The sequence below is a fragment of the Rickettsia endosymbiont of Cantharis rufa genome (assembly GCF_964026445.1).
GTDB lineage: Bacteria > Pseudomonadota > Alphaproteobacteria > Rickettsiales > Rickettsiaceae > Rickettsia.
The window spans coordinates 1,156,866-1,180,657 of the sequence record NZ_OZ032150.1 but is presented as its reverse complement, the minus strand read 5'-3'; the positions used below and the strand labels follow the sequence as shown (position 1 = coordinate 1,180,657).

The window sequence follows — 23,792 nt, the reverse complement described above, 5'->3', positions numbered from 1 at the left end:
ACACTTAACATCTATTCTTGATCTACACTTAACATATATTCTTGCCATAACTCCTTAACTATAATTCTCTCTTATTACTGTTTGAGGATTATAGACTATTCATGCTAAGCTGCAATACGGGGGCGCGACCTGCTAGGTTATTAGATCCCAAAAAACACATTGTTAGTAAAAAATATACTCAACGGATAGAACGGGGTAACTTAAGTCTTAGAACAAGATGCAAAAGACTGACACGTAAAACAATTTGTTTTTCCAAGTCATTGGATATTCATGATAAAGTCATCGGAACTCTTATTGAACGTATAGCCTTTTAATATCCACATCTGTAAAATGGAGGTGCGACCTTTCTTCGCTATTAGAATGTTGTATACACCCCTTACTTATCGGCTTTCCGATTTTCTTTGCATCCATTACGGCTTTTCTATGGTTTGAATCATCTTGTTTTGTAAAAAATATACTATTTACTGATTCAAAAAGAGTGAGTATCCCTTTATTTTGTTCTTCCATTATCGATTTTGAATTAGATAACTCTATCCCGTTTTCTCATATGGGTTTTTTGTTGGGTGACTACTAAGCGTTCTTCAAAAGATGTATCTACACATGTATCATCGGGAAATAGTGTATATAATGATTCTGATTTATAAAAAGTTTCTTTTTGCTAAAACAAGGCCCATAAACCTTTTGGAATATTTGATTTAGCTTTACTAGGGGAGTTGAATCATCTGCTATTTCTGAAGGCATTCTATTATTTTCTGTAGAGAAATTATACATGTTTTTTTGCGGCACTGATTGTGTCCGTATATTTATGTAATAATTTTTTACCAAATGAGCTTATTTGATTTAATGAAGTGGTTGAACGTTGTAAAAATGTTGTTAAACCCAACATATAATAATACCTTAAAAATTATTTTGAAGCGGCAATAATAAGTATTATTTATAGATATTGCTTAAAAAATTATAGCTCAGTGGTAGGAATATACTGGATAATTCCATCATCTCCCATTAATGGATAATATTCTGTTACAGTGTCATAATCATAATTACCAATTGATGTTTGTGATGATAGTTTTTGTGCTAATATTGCCAATTTTTCTTCATATAACTCAAAAGATTTTTCTAAATCTTTTCTTGTAATCTTTGCAGGTCCCGCTTTATCTACTTCATCCATGCTTCTGTTAGATACTTCAAAATCTTTTGTAACTTTTTTTTGAGAAAGAAAAATAATTTTTATTTTTACTAATGCTGTTTTTATTTTTTTTGGAATAATCATAATAAATTTATCTAATAACGTCTAATACCTTAAAATTATTTTGAAGCGGCAATATACAAGCCTTATTTTTAGATGTCAACGTAAATTAACTATTATTATCATAAATGCTAATTATTATAATTTTCTTTCACAAAACTCAAATAAACCGATATAATAAAAAATAAAAAATTATGCGTTCCTCATTTATAATAATATTCTTTCTAATAAGTAGCTGTAATTTAAAGCCCGTATATAAAGAAGAATACAATAGAAATAACGATTTAGAAGCTATTGAAGTTGAGCCGATCAAAACAATTGAAGGAGCTGAATTTTATCACCGTTTAACTAGTATTTTACCTCAAAAAGCAAAAGTGAAATACTTGCTTAAAGCAGAGCTTATAGCAACAACTTCACCTGCTACTATTGAGAAAAACTCGAATGTCTTAAGGGAATATATTAATCAATTAGTTAGATATAAATTAATTGATATAGAAAGCCAAAAGGTTCTAAGTGAGGAGAAGTTTTGCCAAAACACATCATATAATGCTATTTTTACACCATATGCAACAAATGTTGAAAGGGAAGATACCGGAATAGATTTGGCGTATCAAGCAGCGGAAGAAATTCATAGCAGATTAATTTTATATTTTAACCGGAAATAGGTTTATGAAATTTTACTTTTCACAAATTAAGCGATTATTTGAACTAATAACAACCGGCAAAGTCAAAGCTCTGTTATTATATGGTCCAGATAAAGGCTATATAGATAAAATTTGTAAGCACTTAGTAAAAAACTTAAATATGCTACAAACTTCTATAGAATACACGGACCTTAATATTTCATCTTTAGAAATATTGCTTAATTCACCTAATTTTTTTGGTCAAAAAGAATTAATTAAAATTAGATCAGTCGGGAACTCAATAGATAAGAATTTAAAAACAATTTTAAGTAGTGATTATATAAATTTTCCTGTATTTATAGGTGAGGAAATTACTTCTAGCGGGAGCTTTAGAAAATTTTTTGAGACGGAAGAATATTTAGCGGCAGTCGCTTGTTATCATGACAATGAAGCAAAAATTGAAAGAATTATTCTAGATAAAGCAACCAAAACTAATAAAATTATAAGTAAAGAAGCTATTACTTATTTAAAAGCTCATTTAAAAGGTGATCACGATTTAGTTTGTAGTGAAATAAATAAATTGATATATTTTGTTCATGATCGAAAAGAAATTACTTTAAACGATGTTCTAGAAGTTATAAGTAGTGAAATTACGGCAAACGGCAGTGATTTAGCAATGTATTTTTCAAAAAAAGATTATAATAATTTTCTGCAAGAGCTTGATATATTAAAAAAACAAAATATCAATGAAGTATTAATTATCAGAGCCATAATAAGACATTATTTAAATTTATATATAGTTTTATCGAAAGTAAAAAACGGTGAGCGTTTAGACCTTGCAATAAAATCATTATCACCACTGATTTTTTATCAGTATATTAATGATTTTACAAAAATAGCAAACGGTCTTAGCCTAACTGAATGTTTAGAGACTTTAAAACTGCTACAGCAAGCGGAAGTAGACTACAAATTAAATCCCGCTGGTTTTGATTTGCTCCAAAGTATACTCTAAAGTAAATGAAGAGTAGACGAAGTTTAATTTGGAAAAGAGTAAGGAGACTATAAGGCGAGGAGCGAGGCGTATACTTAATACGTGAGCACCGCAGTTCTTATAAGACGACGCAGTCAATTTTTCAAATTAAACGAGTATACATTATGCCAAGACCTGATTTTTCTGACCCTGACAAACAAATTCATGAAATTATTAGAGTTAATCATGCCGGAGAGTATGGTGCAAAAAGAATTTATCAAGGGCAGCTAAAATATATTAAATCTCAAAATGACCATATTTTGATTAAAGAAATGCTTGATCATGAAGAGATCCATTTAAATTATTTTGAAAAAAAATTATTAGAAAAGAAAGTAAGACCCACGGTTTTATTATTTTTTTGGCATCATTATGGCTTTCTACTTGGCGCTTTATCTTCCTTGACTGGAATAAAAACAGCGATGCTTGTTACCGAGAGTGTAGAAGAAGTAATAGAAAAACATTATGAACAGCAAATAAATTATTTAGAAAATAAAAATGTTGAGCCGGAATTATTAAATAATATTATTAAATTTCGGATTGATGAGATTGAGCATAAAGCTATTGCTATAGCAAATGATAGCACTGAGGCAATATTTGCAGATATAACTAGTAAAATAGTGAAGATAATTTGTCGTATTTCTATAAGTTTAAGCAAAAAAATTTAGAATAGATAGTTTAATAAGTAAAAATATATTTTTGAGTAATTACTTAGTTGATTGAAAAATATAGAAATATTTTACTTCTAAGATGCTAAGAAGATAATAAAAAAATATTAATAATATTATTAGAAACGGTAATGAAAGGAAAATTTTTTTAATTTTTTCTTTATTTTCGGCCTTTGTATTTTTTAGAATTAATAAATCTTTATTTTTATCAAACATAGCTAATACTACTACTCGCAATTCCTTTACTTAATTTATACCTAAACCTAATCTAGAAATTAATAAATAAAGGTGCCAGTGATTAAGCTCCGTTGCTGTAAGACAACAACCTCCATCATATTTCATGATTTTACTCACTTATAATAACAGACCTCTGGCATAACTTAATATTAAGTTTTGACAGATTGGTCTTGCAATAATGAAGCTTAAACATTATTAGCGGTCTATATATTAGTTGAATAATATAAAGAGTCAAGAGATTTCAGTTGTCATTAATAATAAATAATGTAATTCTAAGTTACGAAGTATATTTTCTATATAATCTGCTTCTAGAATTTGCTTTTACATCAATAATAATTTATATTTATTTTTAATTCACGCGAATAGCTGATTACTTTTGTAGTTTGTTATTGGTGATAATTAGGAAATATAAAATAAAAATATGAGTCAAAAAATAATTTTAAATAATTCGCATCCTATTACTAAATCGCACTTATTCCATATAGTAGGCCCAAGCCCTTGGCCTGTCCTAACATCTTTTGCTTTATTTCTTTCGGTTATAGGCGGCGTCTCGTTCATGCATGGCTACAAATTTAATGTATACATTTTATCTGCAGGAGTTATTTCAGTAGTCTGCTGTTTATATTCTTGGTGGCGGGATGTAGTGAAAGAAGGAATAGTTGAACATCAACATACCAGTCCGGTTAGAAAAGGTTTGCAAATAGGTATGGCGTTATTTATCTTAACGGAAATAGTATTTTTTTGCGTATTTTTTACTTCTTTTTTTAAATCAAGTTTATCGCCTGTAGGTCTTTTAGATGGTGTATGGGTTGTAAAACAAGGAATTTGGCCTCCGCCTACCATCAAAACTTTTGATCCGTTCGATATTCCTTTTATCAATACTTTAATATTACTCTTATCAGGCACTACCGTTACTTGGGCTCACTACGCCTTAGAGGAAAAAAATCAAAAAGATTGCGTAACTGCCCTCGCTCTGACCATATTGCTCGGAATATTTTTTACAACTATGCAAGCATATGAATATTATCATGCGGCGTTTAAATTTACAGATGGTATATATGCATCTAATTTTTATTTAGCCACAGGTTTTCATGGAGCTCATGTAATTATAGGTACTATATTTCTAATAGTTTGCTACTTTAGAGCAAAAAGAGGGGATTTTACTACAGAAGGTAATGGACATTTAGGGTTTGAATTTGCTGCATGGTATTGGCATTTTGTTGATGTAGTTTGGTTATTTCTATTTACGTTTGTTTATATATTGGGGAGTTAAGTTATACTATATGTGATTATAATGTTACTTAAAACAAGGGTTCTTGAAATATTTTTGCATATTAATTAAAATTGCATATATTTAGGAGTTGATTTATATGTAAATAAATTATACATTATTTCTTAAATACTAATTATTTTATTGAGGTAAAACATATGAACTTTCCTATTCGTAAATTAAACGAAGAATTAATTGATTATAATCTATCATTGCGTATATTATTTACTATTCTAAGCGTGGCTATTATCATGGTAGCTTTTGATAGCTTAGGTAGTAGCGTTGGCGATCCTATAGGTGATGCATTATGTAAGTTAATTAAAGTATTCAGAGGCAATACTGCAAAAGGTATAGCCGTTGTCGGTATAATTGTTCTAGGAATTCAAACTTTAAGAGGAAAATTGCAGTGGGAAGTAGCTTTAGTCGTAGTTACTGCAATTATTATATTATTTAAAGCTCCTGATATTGTTAACATGGTATCAAGTGATACTAATAACTCAACTTGTGGTGTTTCCTAATACTCTGTAATAAAAATTATTGTATCTTTAGTAATACCCATAAGTTTCGACTTATGGGTATTATCATTTTTAAGTGACGTTGTTGCATAGCCTCTATGTCATCCCCACATGGCATCGGTGTTGTTTCGTGGCTCTTATGTCATCCCTGCGAAAGCAGGAATCCATACTACTTCAAAGCTTTTTAAAAGCTCGATATATCTCGCTTTATGTTGGATTCCTGCTTTCGCAGGAATCACATAAATTGCCTTTCAGGTTAACAGCAACATTCCTACAATACTCAATATTATTGATGTTTTTAGTTGTTTTTTGGATCCCGTGGTCAAGTCACGGGATGACAGAAATGAAATTGATCCGCGCAACCATCTTCACATAAATAAAAGCCCCAATCTATTACCTATAGCAATATCAATATATTTTGCCGTAACAGGTATTCCTTCAATGTCCATTTCTAGATATATTGCTTGTTTTGCAGGAATTTTTGTTTGCAGCTTTGTAATTGATACATGTTCATCTAAAGCTTGATTATTAGTATCCATTACTCTAACTTTAATTATAGGATCATAAATAAGATAATCTGATTCATTAGATAATTTATAAAATATCTTCATACCGCCTATGTGACGAGATTTTCCTAAATTAATTTCCTCCATTTTTAATTGATCATATCTACCTAAGAATTTAAAGCTATCTACTAGTAATATCACTAAACAAAAAATTATAAAGCTAGTCCATAATATTGGAAATATATTGTATTTTTTCTTAGGAGGAATATAGGGTAAAATAACCGGTACATTAGCGTTATAATGATTTTTAATAGGAGTTTTAATAGTTTCTGTGCTTACTTTATCTTTAAAGTCATTTAATTCACTAGTATTATAGTCTAATTTTTGATACCACAAATGGCTACATTTGGAACATTTTACTCGTCGCCCGTTAATACCTATTTGATTGTTTGTAACAATAAATTTTGTTTGGCAATTTGGGCAAGTAATATACATAGTTAATTATAATTATTATGTTTGACTTCATGATAATCTCATTTATTATTTTTGGCAATAAAACAGTTAAAAGATATGTCCTCTCTTATTAAAGAAATTGAAGAAGCTTGGCAAATTAAGGACAAGCTTCTTCAGGATTCTACAAAGCTTATAACATTAAAGAAAAACCTTAATGACATTATAGAAGGCTTAAACCAAGGTGTTATTCGTGTTTGTGAAAAAAAAGAACAAGACTGGCAGGTTAATGAATGGGCAAAAAAAGCTATATTGCTATATTTTATCACTACGGAATCGCAGCTTTATAATAATAATTATAATAGTTGGTATGACAAAGTTGCTCCTAAATTTTCTGCAGATATCGATAAAAATATATTCAAAGAAGCAGCTATACGCAAAGTCCCTGGAGCTTTTGTTAGAACCGGTACTTACATAGCTAAAAATGTTGTAATTATGCCTTCTTTCATTAATATGGGTGCTTATATAGATGAAGGGACAATGATTGATACATGGGCTACTATCGGTTCATGTGCCCAAATTGGCAAGAATTGCCATATTTCAGGCGGCACAGGAGTAGGCGGGGTGCTTGAACCGCTGCAAGCAAAGCCTGTTATCATTGAAGATAATTGTTTTATTGGTGCAAGATCGGAAATAGCAGAGGGTGTAATAGTAGAGGAGGGAGCAGTCATTAGTATGGGAGTATTTATCGGTAGCTCTACAAAAATAGTATACAGAGACACAGGAGAAATTATTTATGGTAGAGTGCCGGCTTATTCTGTTGTAGTCCCTGGAGTATTACCTGCTAAGGAAGTCGGCAAGCCTGGACTTTATTGCGTAGTTATCGTAAAACAAGTCGATAAAACTACTAGAGCTAAAGTATCCGTAAATGATCTGTTAAGAATTTAAATCAACAATATCGCCTATTATACCCCTAAGACACCCCTTTCTTTGCTGTTCTAACATATCCGTTTACTGAATTTCGTTATTATCTAAGGTTTCTAGAGAGGTATTATATACCATCAACAGTGCATCACGTTCTTTTATCGGGCCAGATGCATAATCGGCAGCTTTATAATATGATGCTATAGCATATGATTTTTGTTGCTTCTGAGAGCAAAGATATTTTCCTTGCTCAATATATAAATCATGTATTAAATCTTGATTCTAGCTGAGATTTTTTTCAGCCTTATCGATAAGACTTCTATAACATTTTAATATCAAATTCAATGAATCATTAACTTTATAAAATATGATAGCTAATTTCCATGTTCTAATTTAAATAGCATGTCACCGACTTTATTACTAACTCCTTTAAGTTCTTTATTGTATACAAGAGTTAAGTGATAATTAGCTAAAGCGTTTTTGTAATTTCCTTCTTCACTTAATATATCGCCAATTTTAGAGTAGCAGACAGCTTTAGTTTTAGTTATTTCAGCAGGATGAGGTTTATCATATTTATTTAACCAGTCTAAGGCTTCTTTATAATATTTCACCAGTTGATCATTTTTAGGTTCTATATTTTTTATAGAAGATGGATAGTTAGTTTGTTTAAATGCTTCTAACTTTTCGATTAAAGAACTATAGCACTCATTAGATTGAGACCATGTTGTAGATAACATTTCTTCAAATAATAATAATTCTTTAATTTGTAGGTCTAATACATAATTGTAATTTTGAATAATCTGTTGATTACTCGCGAATTTCTCGATGCAGTCTAAAATTTGAAGTATTGCCGCTATGAGGTTACTATCTTGTTTATTTGATATAATAGCTTGAAATTCTAATAGTCGGGTTAATCCATCAAAATAAGAAAAAGTTTTTTCTAGAGCTGGATATTGTATTTGAGCATTTGGTAAATACAACTTAACATAATCCCCATAGTTATTATTATCTAAAAATTTTGAACAGTTAATAGGTGTAGATATATTAAAATCTCTGAAAATTGATTAGATAGTATTAATTATACCTTCTACATTTAGCTGTGTTTGTGCATGTAAGTTTGCCATAAGGATGTCTTGTTCATGTAGAAATGAACCTAGCTTCTTTATCTCTAGATTTTGCGCTCCTGCACTTTCTTCCAAGTCTTTCCACTCTAGAGTGAGGTTTATTCCCCCATTTTGAGAAATAGGTTTATAGAAAAATTTTATATCTGACAATGCTAATATATCATTATTAGTAGTAAGGCTATTTTGTAATATCAGTATAATTTTGTCGTGATTACTTCCATGATATTTTGTTATTACACACATAACATTTCCTTTTAATTTTGTGTGTTCTTTTGTAGGAAAAATGTTTTTAAAGCTTGTTAGAATATTATTAAAGCCAACGGGGGCTTCTACTGCTCCTTCCTCCAATATGAGGATAAAGTTTAATTTATTGGTAATTTTAATTAGGTTTTTAATGAAAAATACACTAATTAACTCTTGAATGACAACATCAGTCGTACCAGTTTTGCTAGAACATTCTCAAAATACTTTTCCTGCAATTACAAATTTTCGGGGTAATATACAGCCGGTTCATATTCATACTTAATCCCAGGTGCTTCGTTATGTTTTACGGATTGATCGAATACAAATTCTTCGCCTTTTTTGATAATTTTAAGGTTTTTTACAAGAGCGTTTAAAAAGGTACTTTTCCCGTTATAAGATAACCCTATTATTAATGTAGCTCCATGTGTTTTTCCTGTTTGTACTAATGAATCATTAACTTTAGTCAATGCTTTCGGAATATTTTCTTTTAAAGAGTCAAGATCAGTCTATTTTTGTGTTAAAGCTTTAAAATCAATTTTTGAAAATCTAGACTTCATAGCTATATTACTAATGTTTAATATAAATTTTTATACTGTCGCTTTCCCCGCTATCATTGATAGCTCTGATAATAAACTCGCTGGCTTTTGCTTTTCATATTACTGCTTCGTTTGGTTTTGCGGTTGTTATTAATTCATTACCTACAAACCAAAAGATATTGTTTGTTGTATTATCACTAATCGCACTAAAAGTAATATTATCACTATTGTTAATTAAATGTACGGAATTTTTGGTCGTGCCCCCCGTATTGCAGCTTAGCATGAATAGTCTATAATCCTCAAACAGTAATAAGAGAGAATTATAGTTAAGGAGTTATGACAAGAATATATGTTAAGTGTAGATCAAGAATAGATGTTAAGTGTAGATATTATAACGACACAGAAAAAGTAGTAAAGGCGGGATATTCAATTTCAAAACAACAGAGATATCAATGCAAGCAGTGTAATCGATATTTTTAACTGTAATATATTAATAATGCCTCTAAGCCTGGAGTCAAGACTCAGATAGTAGATATGTCAATCAATGGCTCTGGAGTTAGGGATACAGTAAGAGTATTAAAAGTGGGTATCAATACGGTTATCCGTGTTTTAAAAAAAATCTAGCGTTAAAAAAGATAAATCATTCTATCAATACGATAGAAGTAATTATTGCTCCTGAAATAGATGAACAATGGTCTTATGTACAGAATAAATCCAAACAAAGATGGCTTTGATATTCTTTGGATAAGATTTTGTTAAAAGTAGTTGCTTATACTTTTGGTACAAGATGTGATAGCACATCAGAATCATTACTGAAAAAAACTGGAGGATTTTAAGGTTACTTTTTACTTTACAGATGGATAGGGAAGTTATGCTAGGTTATTAGATCCCAAAAAACACATTGTTAGTAAAAAATATACTCAACGGATAGAACGGGGTAACTTAAATCTTAGAACAAGATGCAAAAGACTGACACGTAAAACAATTTGTTTTTCCAAGTCATTGGATATTCATGATAAAGTCATCGGAACTCTTATTGAACGTATAGCATTTAATACCCACATCTGCAAAATGGAGGTGCGACCACGCATTGCAAGACTAATAAAAGAAGCTAATTTGCTATGTAAAACTAAACGTAAATTTAAAGCCATTACTGACTCTAATCATAATAAGCAAATTGCTCCTAATTTATTAAATAGAGAGTTTACAGTTTATGCTGCTAATTGTTATTGGGTTGGAGACATAACCTATGTGCCAACTGGTGAAGGCTGGCTATATTTAGCAACTGTTATTGATCTATTTTCTAGAAAAATTATAGGATGGTCTATGAGTAATAACATGAGAGCTGATTTGGTTAATAATGCTTTATTAATGGCAATATGGCAACGTAAACCAGCAAAAGGGCTTATTTGGCATACTGATAGAGGTAGTCAATATTGTTCTGATAGTCATTTAAAAATTATAAAACAACATGGTATCAAACAGAGTATGGGTCGTAAAGGAAATTGCTTGGATAATGCTGTTGCTGAAAGTTTCTTTCATACTATAAAAACAGAATTAATGTATCAATATAAATTTAAAACTAAGGAGGAAGCAAAATATGCCATATTTGAATATATAGAGGTATTTTATAACCGTATCAGAATGTATTCTGCTAACGATTATTTATCACCAGTAAGATATGAAGAGATACAAAATTGCACTTAAACAACTGTCCGGAAAAGTGTTGACAGATCAGTTCCGACTGTAACCCATAGCTTTACATGCTGACGATATACTTCCAAGACTCCTAGCTAATTCTAGTGATCCTATTTTCGGCTTCATTATTTTTTGATTTAGATTCACCCCTAATACCCCATTCAATATTTATCTTATTTTACTAAATGTAAGATTAAATCTCAACTATTACAATTAAGTTATAATCATCTTATGAACGGCGGTATCACACTTACTCCAAATATTGGTGTAAGATATGACCATTCTAAAGACGGTTTATACCAAGAAAGCGATGTAGGTATACAGCATTTAAGCATCTCTTCTAAGAAGCAAAACTTATGGATCGGTATTTTAGGCGGTAGCGTAGCGTTAGCTCCGCAGAAGATAGTTGAAGGTTTCAGTATTACGCCTGCACTTCAAGCTTCTGTAGAAAACTACTTTAACAATAAGAGCAAGAAATTTAATGCTAAAGTAAAATGGAAAGATAGAGAAGTTAATAAAACTATCGCATTACCAAAACAGCCTAAAGTCGGTTATAATATCGGCGCTAGTGTTTTAACTGAAAAAGGTAATGCAAGTATGTTACTTGAGTATAACTGTCACTTACAAAAGAAATATCAAAGCCACCAAAGTTTTGTAAAATTGAAAGTGAAGTTGTAAGTTATTGTGCTATACAAATTTTGACTTACGTACGGAGTAAATCGTCATTGCGAGCGGTCCAAAGACCGTGTGGCAATCCAAAAAAATAAAAAATTCTGTAAATCAGAATTTTTTACTGAATTGCTTCGTTAAAACCTAAAGTTTTTTCTCGCAATGGCGAAAAATACAAGTCGTACAATACTACCTATTCATCTCTTACTACTAAAACTGATATATCTGAATGGCGGACAATTTTAGAAGCATTAGGTCCAAGCATATAATCTTTTAATTGCAGTCTGACTGCAGATATTATTATTAAATCAGCTTTAATTTCATTAGAGCGCTTTATTATTTCATCATAAACGGCGCCGCTACCTATATAATAATCTGTTTCAATTTCATCGGGAATATATCGTTTGATAAGCTCTTTAATTTGAGCTCGATACTTTTCTTTTTTTTCTATTCTCCAATTTTTAGGTAAATAATCTTCGAACATTTTCGTACCGAATTCAGGAATTACATACATAAAATGTAATTTTGCTTGAAAGTTCGTCGCAAGCATTAAAGCCTTAGAAAGAATGCCTTTTATAGATTTTTTATCATTTAAATCTATAGGTATAAGTATATTTTTAAATATAATATTTTCAGACATAAGATATTATTAGTTTTTGTTTCTTACTGAATCATGTTTTGGTAGAACAAAATTTTTAGTACCGGCAAAATAGTTAATGTCGAGTTTATTTAATAAGTCATTAGAAAGCTTAAAATTCGCTACGTTTCTATGAAAAGCTCCGATAAATTTATCTAAAGTATCGCGATTCACCTCATCCCTAGTCACTAGGATTGCCGATACTTTTACTGTAGTTTGATCATCGGTAATCCCTTGATACAAGCCCTTGTGAAGTATCGTTTTATGAAAAGCTCTATTTTGTTTTATTAATTCTGCTATTTTATCATTTTCAATTGAAACAAAATCAACTTCACACTTATTAGCTATTAATTTTACTAAGGGGTTAGAGTGTCCAACCATCATTATTATAGCGTCTATTTCCTTATTACAGAATTTATCAATAGAATCCTCATAATTAATGTGTAGCTCTTCAGGTTCTTTAGAAAATTTATATAAAGAGCGTACAGCATTATAAGTAATATTACTACCGGAAAATGCCGGACCATTAGTTATTTTTTTTTCGTCAATATCAGCAAAAACTTTTATTTTATCCTCATCTTTTACAATAACCGTAAAAAATTCATCATGTAGATTAAGCACCTGACGTAAATTTTGCATTTTTTCTTGATCGTGATAATATCCTATACCCTCATATGCTTCTACTGCAATATTGGCTTGCACTAAGGCTAAATCAATTTTCCCTTGTTGTAATAATTCTAAATTTTCTATACTTCCGCTTGTTGCAACAACTTCGCATTTAATACTTTCATTATTTTTATCGTCGTTTGTAATTGTTTTACATAAATCAAGACCTATAGAATAATACCCTTTTAAAATAGAACCGGTACCGATTTTAACAACTTTTGGAGAAGCATAAATATTACTGCAAATAAGAAATATAATAATGCCGTATATTTTAAAAATAAAATTATTCATACAATTAATTTAGATTATTTTCAGTACTTTGTTCTTCCTTATGTTCACCAAGTTTTAGTTCCAATAAATTAATAGAACCGATATTTATTCCTTTATCTGAAAACTCAATATCAAACTTAGCTTTTTCTATATTGTTGTAAGCTGAATTTACATCAGTTTGATCTATATTTAAGCCCTCATCGGAAGCTTTATGAATTGCTTTAGTAATGATTGTTTTAATTATTTTTTTAGAAAAAATAATGTTATTCGGTAATAATTTATCAACTATAGAATTATAATTTTCCAGTTCAAAAGATAGTTTACCTTCCGGTAATTTATTAGCAAAGAATTGTAAAGCACCGTTTAAGTTAACTTTAGAATCATTATCACAAGTAAAAATGAATCTTTCTACGGTAAAATTTTGTAAAAGAGCTGAATCTTCCCCATCTTCAACAAATTTTAAAAAAGCAGCAATATCTAAATCAGCATTTTTAAAATTAAAAATATCTTTTTTAGAAGCGTAATTCACATTTAAAAATAGGGAGATATTTTCTTCACTTGCTAAATTCTGTTTTCTTATAAAAAGGGCTAAATCATTAATTTTAAAGATTTCTTGATCATCTTTAAATATCAATAATGCTTTATTATTTAACTGAATTGATTTCAATACATCTTTTAAATTATCATTTTTTGATATTTTGTATAAAGGTTTATTAAATTTTCCTATACCATTTATGTCGTCATTACTGCGTACATCATAAGTAAATGTTTTATCGCCATAATTATCAGCCTCTCTAATAAAAGGACCAAAATTAAGAGTAGCTTTTTTGGTACTAAAAGCTATATCTAGGACAATATTTTTGCTAATAAATTCTTTAGAATTTACATGATCAATTAATTTTAGTTTAGGATCAGTTACGATGATTTTCCAATTAAAAGGATAGCCTGAAAACCTAACCGCATTATAAGATATTTTAAGATTATCGGATTCAGAATTTTTAATTAAACTTACAACATTGTTTTTTATAGTATATGCGATTGCAAACCATGCTATAGTAAATGCTAAAAACACAAAAAGAAGTATTTTACGTATCACTTTATTTAACCCTTTATAATTTTATATTACGAGTAGCAGAAGGAAGGCGTGCTTTTATACCATCTAATTCTTCGGTTAAAATAATTTGACACCCTAATCTAGAAGTATCCGTAAGACCGAAAGCTAAGTCAAGCATATCTTCTTCTGCTTCCGTAGGTTTTTTTAATTTGTTGTAAAATTCTTCTTCTAAAATAACGTGACAAGTAGCACAAGCAAGCGATCCTTCACAAGCTCCTTCAAGGTCTATATCGTTACTATGGGCAATTTCTAAAATAGAAAGCCCTATAGGTGCTTCTACTATTTTTTCTTCCCCACCATTTATAATAAATGTTACTTTTATTTTTCCCGACATTCTTCTTATTCTTCCTTATCTTATTTGATTGATATTTTTGCCTTTTAGCAAATCATTAATTATTATATTAAACTTTGTACCCATAGATTTTTTTATTTTGGATTTAAAATCTTTAATAGAATTATTAATTAAGAGCCGATCTCTAGCGCATGCGGCTTCTTTTATATTATCTAATAAAGAATTAATTATAGATATCTCACTTTCCGATAATAAAGTTGTTAATTCTGCTATAGCACTTTCTATGTTAAAGATTAAAGCCTCTGCCCCAATTACTGCTTCTTGTAATAATCTTGTAGTATAATCTATTTTAGCATTTTTATAAGCGTTTTCTAATATAATATCAATCTCTGTTTTATCAATACCGTGATTTGGCTTTACTTCTATAGTATGTGATGTATTACTGATTTTTTCATAAGCGGAAACGGATAATATTCCGTCTGCATCAATAGCAAAAGTAACTTCTGCTCTAATACTTCCTGCTTTCATAGGAGGAAGTCCCTTTAACTCAAACCTTGCTAAACTGCGGCAATCAGCAGCCATTTCACGTTCACCTTGCAGTATATGAAATTGTATACCGGTTTGATTATCGGCATAAGTCGTAAATTCTTTTACTACCGAAATAGGAATCGGAGTATTACGCATGATGATTTTTTCAACTATACCGCCATATAATTCCATACCCAGCGATAAAGGTACTACATCAATCAATAATGAATCTATATTGGGGGTTGTTAAATTTTCTGCTTGTAATGCAGCTCCCCATACAACTGCTTTATCAGGATCAATATCAGATAAAATATCTACGGTAAACGCTTTATATAATTCTTTTTTTATTAAAGGAGTACGGGTTGCGCCGCCAACTAAAATAACCCCGTCTATATTTGGATTTCCTGCTTGCTCTAAGCATTCTTTGGCTATATTGATAGTACGTTCTATTAAAGGTAAAATTAATTGCTCTAATGATTGCTTATTAATTGATATATTATCGTTATTAAAACTATCTTTATATGTTAAAGTTTCTTTTGCTTTTTTTGCAAGTTGTAAAGTATCTATAGAATCAGGTAAATCAAATTTATTACAAAGATATTGTGTAATTACTACATCTATATCATCGCCCCCAAGCATGTTATCGCCGTTTGTTGCTATAACTTGAAAAATACCTTCTTGTATATTAAGAATAGATACGTCAAAAGTGCCGCCGCCTAGGTCATATACTAAATAACAACCATTTTGGTTTTTGTTTAAGCCGTAAGCATAGGCAGCTGCAGTAGGTTCGGCAATTAGCCTTAACACTTCAAAACCTGCTATTTTAGCTGCAAGCATTACTTCCCCTCTTGCTGCATCGTTAAAATGTGCAGGTACTGTTATAACGGCTTTAGTTATACTAATCTTCAATTGCTCTTCTGCTTGATTTTTTAGGTAAATAAAAACTTCCGCTGCAATTTCAGGGATTCGCATCTTTTTATTGGCAAAATTTAGTTTAAGCTGCCCGCTATTTGTATCTAGATAATCTTTAACTATCGAAAAAAGTGTTTGGGTATTTAGAATCTCCTTTAATGTTTTACCGAATAGTCTTTTAATGGAACGAAGACCCTTATTATTACCTATCGTAAAACTTTCATTTGTAAATTCTATAGTAGTCGGAATTAATTCTTTATCGTCTATAGTATTAATAACTTTAACTTCTCTATTAGCTGAAATGGCTATTAGTGAGTTAGTAGTGCCGAAATCGATACCTACTGCTATTTGAGGCTCGCACTTAATGTCAGCTTGTTCCGGTTCCCTAATTTCTATTATTTGCATGATTTTATTTTTTCTTGCAGCTTACAAAGCAATGTCCCAATATATTTAAGTTTGCTAGTTTTTATGGTTGCATCTGATAAATTCTGCTCTTCAAACGCTTGGTTTAAAGAATCAATTTCTTGCTTCTTCATTAATTCATACCTATCTTTTATTTTTTCTAAATCACTTAATAAGTTAGTATTTTCAATTATTTCCATTTCATCCCAAAATATACTTAATTCTGAACTAGAAAGTGAACTACGTACTTTTTTGTCATTTAAGTTTATATCTTGTAAAAGCAGCATATATTCGGCACGTTTCAAAGTATCTTTAAGAGTAGAGTAAGCGTTATTTAATTCAGCTGCAATAATTAGATTTTGTTCCTTTTCTTGCAAATTTTTTGCTTTGTCAGGATGATATTTCACCTGCATAGCAAAATATTGCTTTTCTAATATCTTTAAATCAATATTATAATTTTGCGGAAGCCCTAGTAATTGAAAATAATTTTGCACTTTATAATTTTATATTGTTTTAGGTTTTGTTGCATGGCTCGTTCACGTCATTCCCGCGTAGGCGGGAATCCAGAAAAAAGTATAAAATACAGCAAATTTTTAAAATTAAAAACTTAGGTTATCTCGCTTTACGCTGGATTCCCGCCTACGCAGGAATGACATAATCCAATTTTTCAAATTAAACGAGTATACATTAAAAATTAAAAAAATACAATTATGGAAGTAGATCAATTACAGTTTGAGAAGAAATATCATAACTATATTGTAGCAGGTATAGATGAAGCAGGTAGAGGACCTCTCGCAGGTCCAGTAGTAGCAAGTGCCGTTATAATAGATAGCGCCAATATTATACCGGGTATTAAGGATTCCAAAAAGCTTTCTAAAAAAAAAGAGAATTATTATATGAGCAAATAACTAGTAACTATGTTTGGTCAACCGCTATTATTTCCCATACTGAAATTGATGAGATTAATATATTAGAAGCAACTAAAAAAGCTTGTGCTATTGCTGCGGCAAATCTTACCGTTAAACCGGAAATAGTTTTAATTGATGGCAATATGCGGTTCAATGATGAAAGGTTTGTTAGCATCATAAACGGAGATAATTTATCATTATCGATTGCTGCGGCTTCTATTATCGCAAAAGTTACTAGGGATCGTTTGATGTTAGATTTAAGTACTAAATTTCCGCAGTATTTATGGCATAAAAATTCCGGCTACGGTACCAAAGAGCATATCGAAGCTATTAATAAACACGGCTTATCACCGTATCATAGAGGGAGTTTTAAGCGTTGTTAATGAGTATTACCTGTGTGGTGATCGATGTCATTCCCGCGGGGCATTGTTGTGTGGATCAATTTCACCTCTGTCATCCCGCGACCTGACCGCGGGATCCAGTTTAAAATACTAAAATTATTAGTATTTCAGTTGTTTTGTTGGATACCGTGGTCAAGCCACGGTATGACACCGAACGGATTTTTCGATCCACGCAGGAATGACATCGATCTAACTCAATTCAAGTGCTGCTCCTTCAAGCATTTTTAGCTGATCACGAAGTTTAGCGGCTTGTTCAAATTCAAGATTACTTGCAGCTTTAAGCATTTCTATTTTTAATTTATCAATATGAGCTTTTAACTTAGCCGGATTGTCAAATAGAGTGTGAACTTGTTTCTTATCAAGCTTATTATTGATTTTTTCAAGTTCTGTTAAAGCGTGAATAGCACGATTGATGGTTGTTGGAATTATGCCGTGTTTTTCATTATATTTCTGCTGAATCTGTCGTCTACGTGCCGTTTCACTAATGGCTTTATCAATAGATTTAGTCATTTTATCGGCATAAAGTATTACTCTGCCTTCACTATTTCTTGCAGCTCTTCCTATAGTTTGTATTAGCGATACTTCTGACCGCAAAAATCCTTCCTTATCAGCGTCAAGTATAGCCACCAAAGCACATTCAGGGATATCAAGCCCCTCCCTTAATAGATTAATACCGACTAAAATATCGATAGTACCTTGTCTCAAATCTCTTAATATTTCAATACGTTCTAGAGTATGAACATTGGAATGTAAATAAGATGTTTTGTATTTTAACTCCTGCAAATAGGCGGTTAAATCTTCTGTCATTTTCTTAGTTAAAGTAGTGACTAAGACACGAAAACCTTTAGCGATAGTGTTTTGGATCTCGCTAATTAAATCCTCAACTTGGTTAGTAGCAGGTTTGATAATACATTCAGGATCAAGCAATCCCGTAGGTCTGATAATCAGCTCTACTACAGTACCGCCGGTTTCTTCTAACTCAAACGGTCCCGGAGTTGCAGATACAAAAACGGTTTGTGGTCTGAATTTTTCCCATTCTTCAAATTTTAAAGGTCTATTATCAAGAGCGGAGGGTAGACGAAACCCATGCTCTACCAAAACTTCTTTCCTTGCTCGATCACCGTTATACATCGCTCTAATTTGCGGAACAGATACGTGGCTTTCATCAACAAATAATAACGCATCTTCCGGTAGGTACTCGAATAATGTCGGCGGCGGCTCACCGGCATTACGCCCTGTAAAGAATCTAGAATAATTTTCAACGCCTTTACAACTACCTGTTTCCGTTAACATTTCAAGATCATATTGAGTACGTTGATTTAGCCTTTGCGTTTCAAGTGGTTTATCTTGCGACTTTAAGAACTCTAAGCGTCTTTGTAACTCTTCTTCAATGCCTGATATAGCTTTATTTACGGCTTCTCTTGGCATCACAAAGTGTGAATTACCAAAGACCATAGCTTTATCGAGTTTAGCGAGTTTTTCACCTGTTAGGGGATCAAATTCATGAATAGATTCTAACTCATTACCGAAAAACGATAAACGCCAAGCTTTATCGCTGTAATGTGAGGGAAAAATATCGATGTTGTCACCTTTAACTCTAAAGCAACCACGTTCAAACCCGATATCGTTACGCTCATACTGCAGATTTACCAAATCATTTAGTAGTTTATCACGAGGATAGCTTTGTCCTGGCTCTAGATTAACTGTCATCTGATAATATAAATCAGGTGAGCCAAGCCCGTAAATGCATGAAACGGAAGAAACTACTATAACATCACGACGCTCTAATAGTGATCTTGTAGCGGAATGACGCATTAAATCAATCCGTTCATTAATTGATGAATCTTTTTCTATAAAAGTATCGGTGCGTGCTATATAAGCTTCAGGCTGGTAATAATCATAATATGAGACAAAATACTCAACGGCATTCTTCGGAAAAATCGACTTCATTTCTGAATAAATTTGAGCGGCTAAAGTTTTATTATGTGCCATAATAAGAGTAGGGCGATTAGTTCTCTCTATAATATTAGCCATAGTAAAAGTTTTGCCCGATCCCGTAATACCAAGCAACATTTGTGAGCGTTTTTTGTTATTTAACCCTGTTATAATTTCATTTATTGCTGTTGGTTGATCGCCTGCTGGTTTATAATCCGATATAATAGAAAAATTATTCATTTATTTACTTATCTTAAATTAGAGTTATAATAACTTAAAATTAACTAAAAAAATATAACATTATGAATAAAACTATATTACATACGATTATTATTTATACTCTTGCTAGTTGTTCTTATTGTATTAAAGCTAAAGCATTGCTTGATGAGAAAAATGTTGTTTATGAGGAAATTGAAGTAAGTAATTTTACTCAGGAAGAGAAAGAAAAATTTATTAAGAAATCCGGTGGCAAAAGAACTGTTCCGCAGATATTTATAGATAATATGCATATTGGCGGTAATGATGATTTACAGAAGCTTAATGAAGAAGGTAGACTTGATAAGTTGTTAGAAAATCAACCGAAGAAGACTTTACCTGCTGCTGGAGCGTAATTAATAAAAACGCCATTGTGAGCGAACGTAGACAAAACCATATGTCATTCCCGCGCAGGCGGGAATCCAGAAAAAATAAATAATAAAAATGTATTGGGTATATATATTATGCTCTGATCGCAACGGCACTCTATATATTGGTGTTACTAATAATATACTATGTCGTACTTATGAACATAAACAAAAAATAATCAAGGGTTTTACGACAAAATATAATGCTATAAAACTTGTTTATACAGAAGAATTTGCTGATATTAAAGAAGCACTTGTTAGAGAAAAAGCATTAAAAAAGTGGAATCGTAGTTGGAAAATAAAATTAATAGAAAAACTTAATCCTAATTGGGAAGATTTAGGTAAGTGTATTTCTGGATTCTCTCCTACGCGGGAATGACATCGAACCACACCTACAAGCTTCCTGGATTACAAAGCCATACAAATTCACAAAGACTTCAAAATGTCCAAAAACAACAATCACAAAAATTCATTCTATTTACTTCTACCGTATTTATGGTCGAAGGATTTTGACATACGCTTGCGTATTGTTACGTCTCTTATTTGTCTAGTCATAGCTAAAATAATAAATATTTTCGTCCCGATTGTTTATAAATATATCATAGACGGGCTAAATAAAAATTTTGCTCTTTCGGTTATTATCGGGATTATTGTTGCATATGGCGGAACTAAAATACTTGTTCAAATTTTTAGTGAAGTACGAAATATTATTTTTTCAAAAGTAGGGCATGGAGCGACTCGTTTGGTTGCTCTAAATGTCTTTAAGCATATGCATAATTTAAGTATGCGTTTCCATATTACCCGAAAAACAGGGGGCTTAAGTAGGTCAATAGAGCGTGGTACTAAAGGTATTGAAGCGGCTCTGCGGTTTTCATTATTTAATATTTTTCCGACAAGCATAGAAATAATACTTGTAAGTGGGATGTTATGGTATGTTTATGGTATTTGGTTTGCCCTGACTATCCTAATAACCATGATAGTTTATGTCGGTTATACTTTCCTAATCAGCACTTGGCGTATTTCTTTTGCAAGAGAAATGAACCAAAGCGATAACACTGCCAATAATAGGGCAATCGATAGTTTGCTGAATTTTGAGACCGTTAAATATTTCGGTAATGAAGAATATGAGGCAAGGAAATTTGATGAAGCGATGCAAATTTATGAAAAAGCCTCAACTAAAACTACTAATAGCCTATCAATTTTAAATATTGGGCAGGATGTTATTATATCCCTAGGGCTTGTGGCTTTGATGATACTTTCGGCAAACGCCATAAGTCAGAATAAAATGACGGTAGGTGATTTAATCATGGTAAATGCTTACCTGCTTCAGTTATCAATTCCGCTTTCAATACTTGGTTTTGCTTTTAGAGAAATTAAGAACGCTCTAGTTAGCATGGAAGATATGTTTAAGCTACTCGATATACCGGCAGAAGTGCAGGATGCTGCAGATGTTAAGGAGCTAATTATATCAAAAGGCGAAGTTAGTTTCGATAATGTAAGCTTTGCTTATAATAACGAGCGTTCGATTTTGCATAACATAAGTTTTACGATCAAGAGCGGTAAGACCCTTGCAATAGTAGGTAGTAGTGGGGCAGGTAAGTCGACGATATCACGTTTGCTTTTTAGGTTTTACGATATTAATAGCGGTAGTATTACTATAGACGATCAAGATATAAGAGAAGTCACGCAACAATCGCTTCGTAAATCCATAGGAATTGTCCCGCAAGATACAGTATTGTTTAACGATACGATATATTACAATATTGCATACGGTAATAATGCAGCTAGTTATGACGAAGTTATAGCAGCTTCAAAAAACGCTCACATCCATGAGTTTATTAGCGCGCTACCCGAAGGGTATGAGACGCAGGTAGGCGAAAGAGGCTTAAAGCTTTCAGGCGGTGAAAAACAGCGTATTGCGATTGCAAGAACCATCTTAAAAAATCCGTCAATATATGTTTTTGATGAGGCTACTAGCTCGCTTGATACTAAAACTGAAAAGCTAATTCAAGCAAGCCTTAAGGAAATATCGGCATATCATACTACTCTTATTATTGCTCATAGACTATCAACTATTATCGAAGCAGACGAGATTATCGTTCTAGATAAAGGCTATATAGTTGAGCGAGGCAACCATAAAACCTTACTAAAGCAAAAGGGTTATTACGCAGAACTTTGGTATAAACAACAGGAAGAGGAGAACTCTTAAAATTTGTCATTCCCTGTCATCCTAGGTGTTATTGCATGGCTCGTTTATGTCATTCCCGCGTAGGCGGGAATCCATTACCCTAAAGCTTTTTGAAAGTTCAATTTATAACCAAACCTCTATAAAGCAGTTACAATAAGATGGAGTAATTAAAATAAATCATTGTAATAACATATTCAGTAGACTTTAGAAAGAAAGTTTCAGCAATCAAGAAAAAAAAGAAGATGAGTTTTGCATCAATATCAAAACGTTTTGGAATAGGAAAGAATAGAGTATTTGTATGGACAAAAAGAATATCGCCCTTAAGAAGTAGAAATAAAGATTCAACAAAAATACCGCTTGATAGATTGAAGGTAGGCGTAGAGCAATATAGTGATGCATACCAATATGAAAGGGCTGAGCGGTTAGGAGTTAGTAAATCAGGGATACATAAAGCATTAAATAAGTTAAATATTACGTATAAAAAAAGCTTTAAGACATCCGAAGGCAAAAGAAGAAGAGAGGCTAGAATTTCAGCATAAGATCAAAAAGTATAAAGCGGAAGAGAAAGTGATCGTATTTACCGATGAGAGCTGTTTTGTCCGTAGTGCTCCTAGGACCCATGGGTATTCAGTAAAAGGTCAGAGATGTTATGGTATCCATGATTGGCATCCGTCAAAAAGAACTAATGTTATAGGGGCGTTAATAGATAAATCATTGCTGACTGTGTCAATTTTTGAATGCAATGTTAATACTGCTATTTTTAACGCTTGGGTAGAACAGGATTTAATACCTAAATTACCCCATAATTCAGTAGTTGTAATGGATAATGCAAGTTTTCATAAAAGTCCAAATTTAAAAATTATGATAGAAAAAGTCGGTCATATATTAGAGTACTTACCGCCTTATTCCCCTGATCTAAATCCCATTGAACCAGAATAGTTTTAAGCTAAATCTAGGAGAAGAAAATATCTCTGTGATGTAGACACGCTTTTCGAAAAGTACATGACGTAACTGTTTTATAGAGGCTTAGCTATATCTCGCTTTATGCTGGATTCCCGCTTTCGCGGGAATGACATAGTGAAGTGCGAGGATGACATCGAACACTATTCCCGACCCATACAACACAATTTTTAGCCACTCGCAATAATAAGTAAGTAAACAAAATATTAATAAATTAGTT

The 23,792-nt window shown here is 31.6% G+C and carries 29 protein-coding genes and 4 pseudogenes; 18 read left to right on the top strand and 15 right to left on the bottom strand.

Features of this window, described 5'->3' with window-relative positions:
• The first annotated feature begins 101 nt into the window (after positions 1-101).
• Entirely contained in the window at positions 102-314 is a 213-nt protein-coding gene (locus tag AAGD46_RS06745; protein WP_341787046.1) for an IS1 family transposase, read from the top strand.
• Here AAGD46_RS06745 and AAGD46_RS06740 read toward each other — a convergent pair.
• Both AAGD46_RS06740 and AAGD46_RS06735 read right to left on the bottom strand, forming a co-directional pair.
• A complete protein-coding gene (locus tag AAGD46_RS06740; protein ID WP_341787045.1) occupies positions 292-507 on the bottom strand; it encodes a hypothetical protein in 216 nt (71 codons plus the stop codon). The genes AAGD46_RS06745 and AAGD46_RS06740 overlap by 23 nt on opposite strands.
• Before the next feature lie 448 nt (positions 508-955).
• The gene (locus tag AAGD46_RS06735; protein ID WP_341787044.1) at positions 956-1,270 is read right to left on the bottom strand and encodes a hypothetical protein; all 315 of its coding nucleotides are present in this window, start codon (positions 1,268-1,270) and stop codon (positions 956-958) included.
• A 170-nt stretch (positions 1,271-1,440) separates the two neighbouring features.
• On the opposite strand from AAGD46_RS06735, the gene AAGD46_RS06730 reads away from it, so the two are divergent.
• The 5 genes from AAGD46_RS06730 to AAGD46_RS06710 all read left to right on the top strand — a co-directional run bounded on the left by AAGD46_RS06730 (position 1,441) and on the right by AAGD46_RS06710 (position 5,589).
• Positions 1,441-1,911, top strand: coding sequence for a hypothetical protein (locus AAGD46_RS06730; RefSeq protein WP_341787043.1), 471 nt, complete (start codon positions 1,441-1,443; stop codon positions 1,909-1,911).
• A gap of 4 nt (positions 1,912-1,915) precedes the next feature.
• Positions 1,916-2,881, top strand: a complete 966-nt coding sequence (gene holA / locus AAGD46_RS06725) for a DNA polymerase III subunit delta (protein ID WP_341787042.1) — start codon at positions 1,916-1,918, stop codon at positions 2,879-2,881.
• A 143-nt stretch (positions 2,882-3,024) separates the two neighbouring features.
• Positions 3,025-3,564: a demethoxyubiquinone hydroxylase family protein gene (locus AAGD46_RS06720; protein WP_341787041.1), complete on the top strand. Its 540-nt coding sequence runs from the start codon at positions 3,025-3,027 to the stop codon at positions 3,562-3,564.
• A gap of 658 nt (positions 3,565-4,222) precedes the next feature.
• Positions 4,223-5,074, top strand: coding sequence for a cytochrome c oxidase subunit 3 (locus AAGD46_RS06715; RefSeq protein ID WP_341787040.1), 852 nt, complete (start codon positions 4,223-4,225; stop codon positions 5,072-5,074).
• A gap of 155 nt (positions 5,075-5,229) precedes the next feature.
• A complete protein-coding gene (locus AAGD46_RS06710) occupies positions 5,230-5,589 on the top strand; it encodes a TrbC/VirB2 family protein (RefSeq protein WP_341787038.1) in 360 nt (119 codons plus the stop codon).
• 365 nt (positions 5,590-5,954) lie between these two features.
• Here AAGD46_RS06710 and AAGD46_RS06705 read toward each other — a convergent pair whose 3' ends face one another.
• On the bottom strand, positions 5,955-6,587 hold the full coding sequence (locus AAGD46_RS06705; protein ID WP_341787037.1) for an MJ0042-type zinc finger domain-containing protein: 633 nt from the start codon (positions 6,585-6,587) through the stop codon (positions 5,955-5,957).
• Between the two features lie 75 nt (positions 6,588-6,662).
• Between AAGD46_RS06705 and dapD the strand changes: the two genes are divergently transcribed.
• Positions 6,663-7,490, top strand: a complete 828-nt coding sequence (gene dapD / locus AAGD46_RS06700) for a 2,3,4,5-tetrahydropyridine-2,6-dicarboxylate N-succinyltransferase (protein WP_341787930.1) — start codon at positions 6,663-6,665, stop codon at positions 7,488-7,490.
• Positions 7,491-7,840: 350 nt separating this feature from the next.
• Here dapD and AAGD46_RS06695 read toward each other — a convergent pair whose 3' ends face one another.
• The 4 genes and pseudogenes from AAGD46_RS06695 to AAGD46_RS06680 all read right to left on the bottom strand — a co-directional run.
• Positions 7,841-8,446 (bottom strand): hypothetical protein, encoded by a 606-nt coding sequence (locus AAGD46_RS06695; protein WP_341787036.1) that lies wholly within the window; start codon positions 8,444-8,446, stop codon positions 7,841-7,843.
• Positions 8,447-8,530: 84 nt separating this feature from the next.
• On the bottom strand, positions 8,531-8,938 hold the full coding sequence (locus AAGD46_RS06690; RefSeq protein ID WP_341787034.1) for a hypothetical protein: 408 nt from the start codon (positions 8,936-8,938) through the stop codon (positions 8,531-8,533).
• A gap of 131 nt (positions 8,939-9,069) precedes the next feature.
• Positions 9,070-9,300, bottom strand: coding sequence for a hypothetical protein (locus AAGD46_RS06685; RefSeq protein ID WP_341787032.1), 231 nt, complete (start codon positions 9,298-9,300; stop codon positions 9,070-9,072).
• 100 nt (positions 9,301-9,400) lie between these two features.
• A pseudogene (locus AAGD46_RS06680) lies at positions 9,401-9,622 on the bottom strand (bifunctional penicillin-binding protein 1C); the annotation flags it as partial.
• 281 nt (positions 9,623-9,903) lie between these two features.
• Between AAGD46_RS06680 and AAGD46_RS09570 the strand changes: the two are divergent.
• The 4 genes and pseudogenes from AAGD46_RS09570 to AAGD46_RS06670 all read left to right on the top strand — a co-directional run bounded on the left by AAGD46_RS09570 (position 9,904) and on the right by AAGD46_RS06670 (position 11,076).
• On the top strand, positions 9,904-9,993 hold the full coding sequence (locus AAGD46_RS09570) for an IS1-like element transposase (RefSeq protein WP_341786649.1): 90 nt from the start codon (positions 9,904-9,906) through the stop codon (positions 9,991-9,993).
• 11 nt (positions 9,994-10,004) lie between these two features.
• Positions 10,005-10,103, top strand: coding sequence for an IS1 family transposase (locus tag AAGD46_RS09565; RefSeq protein WP_410525956.1), 99 nt, complete (start codon positions 10,005-10,007; stop codon positions 10,101-10,103).
• 166 nt (positions 10,104-10,269) lie between these two features.
• Positions 10,270-10,362, top strand: a pseudogene (locus tag AAGD46_RS09560) (IS1 family transposase); the annotation flags it as partial.
• 78 nt (positions 10,363-10,440) lie between these two features.
• Positions 10,441-11,076: an IS3 family transposase gene (locus tag AAGD46_RS06670; RefSeq protein ID WP_341787929.1), complete on the top strand. Its 636-nt coding sequence runs from the start codon at positions 10,441-10,443 to the stop codon at positions 11,074-11,076.
• Between the two features lie 30 nt (positions 11,077-11,106).
• Here AAGD46_RS06670 and AAGD46_RS06665 read toward each other — a convergent pair.
• Positions 11,107-11,214, bottom strand: a pseudogene (locus AAGD46_RS06665) (IS481 family transposase); the annotation flags it as partial.
• Positions 11,215-11,298: 84 nt separating this feature from the next.
• On the opposite strand from AAGD46_RS06665, the gene AAGD46_RS06660 reads away from it, so the two are divergent.
• A complete protein-coding gene (locus AAGD46_RS06660; RefSeq protein ID WP_341787031.1) occupies positions 11,299-11,745 on the top strand; it encodes an autotransporter outer membrane beta-barrel domain-containing protein in 447 nt (148 codons plus the stop codon).
• 184 nt (positions 11,746-11,929) lie between these two features.
• On the opposite strand, the gene AAGD46_RS06655 is transcribed toward AAGD46_RS06660, so the two are convergent.
• Genes AAGD46_RS06655 through hscB form a run of 6 tightly spaced genes read right to left on the bottom strand, consistent with a single transcriptional unit; the run spans position 11,930 to position 17,051 of the window.
• Positions 11,930-12,376, bottom strand: coding sequence for a universal stress protein (locus tag AAGD46_RS06655; RefSeq protein ID WP_341787029.1), 447 nt, complete (start codon positions 12,374-12,376; stop codon positions 11,930-11,932).
• Between the two features lie 9 nt (positions 12,377-12,385).
• Positions 12,386-13,330 (bottom strand): TAXI family TRAP transporter solute-binding subunit, encoded by a 945-nt coding sequence (locus AAGD46_RS06650; RefSeq protein WP_341787028.1) that lies wholly within the window; start codon positions 13,328-13,330, stop codon positions 12,386-12,388.
• 4 nt (positions 13,331-13,334) lie between these two features.
• Positions 13,335-14,405 (bottom strand): hypothetical protein, encoded by a 1,071-nt coding sequence (locus tag AAGD46_RS06645; RefSeq protein ID WP_341787027.1) that lies wholly within the window; start codon positions 14,403-14,405, stop codon positions 13,335-13,337.
• 13 nt (positions 14,406-14,418) lie between these two features.
• Positions 14,419-14,757, bottom strand: a complete 339-nt coding sequence (locus tag AAGD46_RS06640) for a ferredoxin family 2Fe-2S iron-sulfur cluster binding protein (RefSeq protein ID WP_341787026.1) — start codon at positions 14,755-14,757, stop codon at positions 14,419-14,421.
• A 15-nt stretch (positions 14,758-14,772) separates the two neighbouring features.
• Positions 14,773-16,560: a Fe-S protein assembly chaperone HscA gene (gene hscA, locus AAGD46_RS06635; protein ID WP_341787025.1), complete on the bottom strand. Its 1,788-nt coding sequence runs from the start codon at positions 16,558-16,560 to the stop codon at positions 14,773-14,775.
• A complete protein-coding gene (gene hscB / locus AAGD46_RS06630; RefSeq protein ID WP_341787023.1) occupies positions 16,551-17,051 on the bottom strand; it encodes a Fe-S protein assembly co-chaperone HscB in 501 nt (166 codons plus the stop codon). The genes hscA and hscB overlap by 10 nt, the downstream gene beginning before the upstream one ends.
• 216 nt (positions 17,052-17,267) lie before the next feature.
• On the opposite strand from hscB, the pseudogene AAGD46_RS06625 reads away from it, so the two are divergent.
• Positions 17,268-17,848, top strand: a pseudogene (locus tag AAGD46_RS06625) (ribonuclease HII).
• Between the two features lie 207 nt (positions 17,849-18,055).
• On the opposite strand, the gene uvrB reads toward AAGD46_RS06625, so the two are convergent.
• Complete coding sequence (gene uvrB, locus AAGD46_RS06615) at positions 18,056-20,041, bottom strand: excinuclease ABC subunit UvrB (protein ID WP_341787022.1); 1,986 nt, start codon at positions 20,039-20,041, stop codon at positions 18,056-18,058.
• Between the two features lie 62 nt (positions 20,042-20,103).
• On the opposite strand from uvrB, the gene grxC reads away from it, so the two are divergent.
• The 5 genes from grxC to AAGD46_RS06590 all read left to right on the top strand — a co-directional run bounded on the left by grxC (position 20,104) and on the right by AAGD46_RS06590 (position 23,551).
• A complete protein-coding gene (gene grxC / locus AAGD46_RS06610; RefSeq protein WP_341787020.1) occupies positions 20,104-20,412 on the top strand; it encodes a glutaredoxin 3 in 309 nt (102 codons plus the stop codon).
• A gap of 88 nt (positions 20,413-20,500) precedes the next feature.
• Positions 20,501-20,803: a GIY-YIG nuclease family protein gene (locus AAGD46_RS06605; protein WP_341787019.1), complete on the top strand. Its 303-nt coding sequence runs from the start codon at positions 20,501-20,503 to the stop codon at positions 20,801-20,803.
• Positions 20,804-20,866: 63 nt separating this feature from the next.
• The gene (locus AAGD46_RS06600) at positions 20,867-22,633 is read left to right on the top strand and encodes an ABC transporter ATP-binding protein/permease (protein ID WP_341787018.1); all 1,767 of its coding nucleotides are present in this window, start codon (positions 20,867-20,869) and stop codon (positions 22,631-22,633) included.
• A gap of 221 nt (positions 22,634-22,854) precedes the next feature.
• Entirely contained in the window at positions 22,855-23,151 is a 297-nt protein-coding gene (locus tag AAGD46_RS06595; RefSeq protein WP_341786833.1) for an IS630 transposase-related protein, read from the top strand.
• On the top strand, positions 23,081-23,551 hold the full coding sequence (locus tag AAGD46_RS06590; RefSeq protein WP_410525985.1) for an IS630 family transposase: 471 nt from the start codon (positions 23,081-23,083) through the stop codon (positions 23,549-23,551). The genes AAGD46_RS06595 and AAGD46_RS06590 overlap by 71 nt, the downstream gene beginning before the upstream one ends.
• The last annotated feature ends 241 nt before the right edge of the window (positions 23,552-23,792 follow it).

Excerpts from the sequence above, each read along its gene's own strand:
- AAGD46_RS06745 (WP_341787046.1), top strand. The coding sequence starts at position 102 with ATGCTAAGCTGCAATACGGGGGCGCGACCTGCTAGGTTATTAGATCCC.
- AAGD46_RS06740 (WP_341787045.1), bottom strand. The coding sequence starts at position 507 with ATGGAAGAACAAAATAAAGGGATACTCACTCTTTTTGAATCAGTAAAT.
- AAGD46_RS06735 (WP_341787044.1), bottom strand. The coding sequence starts at position 1,270 with ATGATTATTCCAAAAAAAATAAAAACAGCATTAGTAAAAATAAAAATT.
- AAGD46_RS06730 (WP_341787043.1), top strand. The coding sequence starts at position 1,441 with ATGCGTTCCTCATTTATAATAATATTCTTTCTAATAAGTAGCTGTAAT.
- holA (WP_341787042.1), top strand. The coding sequence starts at position 1,916 with ATGAAATTTTACTTTTCACAAATTAAGCGATTATTTGAACTAATAACA.
- AAGD46_RS06720 (WP_341787041.1), top strand. The coding sequence starts at position 3,025 with ATGCCAAGACCTGATTTTTCTGACCCTGACAAACAAATTCATGAAATT.
- AAGD46_RS06715 (WP_341787040.1), top strand. The coding sequence starts at position 4,223 with ATGAGTCAAAAAATAATTTTAAATAATTCGCATCCTATTACTAAATCG.
- AAGD46_RS06710 (WP_341787038.1), top strand. The coding sequence starts at position 5,230 with ATGAACTTTCCTATTCGTAAATTAAACGAAGAATTAATTGATTATAAT.
- AAGD46_RS06705 (WP_341787037.1), bottom strand. The coding sequence starts at position 6,587 with ATGTATATTACTTGCCCAAATTGCCAAACAAAATTTATTGTTACAAAC.
- dapD (WP_341787930.1), top strand. The coding sequence starts at position 6,663 with ATGTCCTCTCTTATTAAAGAAATTGAAGAAGCTTGGCAAATTAAGGAC.
- AAGD46_RS09570 (WP_341786649.1), top strand. The coding sequence starts at position 9,904 with ATGTCAATCAATGGCTCTGGAGTTAGGGATACAGTAAGAGTATTAAAA.
- AAGD46_RS06670 (WP_341787929.1), top strand. The coding sequence starts at position 10,441 with ATGGAGGTGCGACCACGCATTGCAAGACTAATAAAAGAAGCTAATTTG.
- AAGD46_RS06660 (WP_341787031.1), top strand. The coding sequence starts at position 11,299 with ATGAACGGCGGTATCACACTTACTCCAAATATTGGTGTAAGATATGAC.
- AAGD46_RS06655 (WP_341787029.1), bottom strand. The coding sequence starts at position 12,376 with ATGTCTGAAAATATTATATTTAAAAATATACTTATACCTATAGATTTA.
- AAGD46_RS06650 (WP_341787028.1), bottom strand. The coding sequence starts at position 13,330 with ATGAATAATTTTATTTTTAAAATATACGGCATTATTATATTTCTTATT.
- AAGD46_RS06640 (WP_341787026.1), bottom strand. The coding sequence starts at position 14,757 with ATGTCGGGAAAAATAAAAGTAACATTTATTATAAATGGTGGGGAAGAA.
- hscA (WP_341787025.1), bottom strand. The coding sequence starts at position 16,560 with ATGCAAATAATAGAAATTAGGGAACCGGAACAAGCTGACATTAAGTGC.
- uvrB (WP_341787022.1), bottom strand. The coding sequence starts at position 20,041 with ATGAATAATTTTTCTATTATATCGGATTATAAACCAGCAGGCGATCAA.
- grxC (WP_341787020.1), top strand. The coding sequence starts at position 20,104 with ATGAATAAAACTATATTACATACGATTATTATTTATACTCTTGCTAGT.
- AAGD46_RS06605 (WP_341787019.1), top strand. The coding sequence starts at position 20,501 with ATGTATTGGGTATATATATTATGCTCTGATCGCAACGGCACTCTATAT.
- AAGD46_RS06600 (WP_341787018.1), top strand. The coding sequence starts at position 20,867 with ATGTCCAAAAACAACAATCACAAAAATTCATTCTATTTACTTCTACCG.
- AAGD46_RS06595 (WP_341786833.1), top strand. The coding sequence starts at position 22,855 with ATGAGTTTTGCATCAATATCAAAACGTTTTGGAATAGGAAAGAATAGA.